Below are 279 nucleotides of genomic sequence, written 5' to 3'. Positions count from 1 at the left end.
GAGCACGTATAGCCCGCAGACACCGATCATGCAGACCACGGCGAAGGAACCGAGATCCTTGGCGTGTTTGCCACCCATCGAGATTTCCGGCGAGATGCGGTCGATGACTTCCTCGATCGCCGTGTTCAGTGCCTCGACGGCAAAGAGCATCAGGAACAGCACGACGGCAATCATCATTTCCCAAAGAAAGGCACCGGCGGCCGCGAGCAGCACCAGCGAAACAACCGCGAACAGCAGCTCGTGCCGGAAGGCCGATTCCTTGAGCATGCGCTGAAAGCC

Annotated in this window: 1 protein-coding gene; it reads right to left on the bottom strand. The window is 59.5% G+C overall.

What is annotated here, in order from left to right:
• A partial coding sequence (locus ACPYOM_RS22360) for a diacylglycerol kinase (RefSeq protein ID WP_481347644.1) occupies positions 1-279 on the bottom strand: 279 nt, incomplete at both ends.

This window comes from Monashia sp. HAY1-2A (assembly GCF_056755315.1).
The sequence above is the reverse complement of the archived record's forward strand: the minus strand, read 5'-3'. Positions and strand labels throughout refer to the sequence as shown.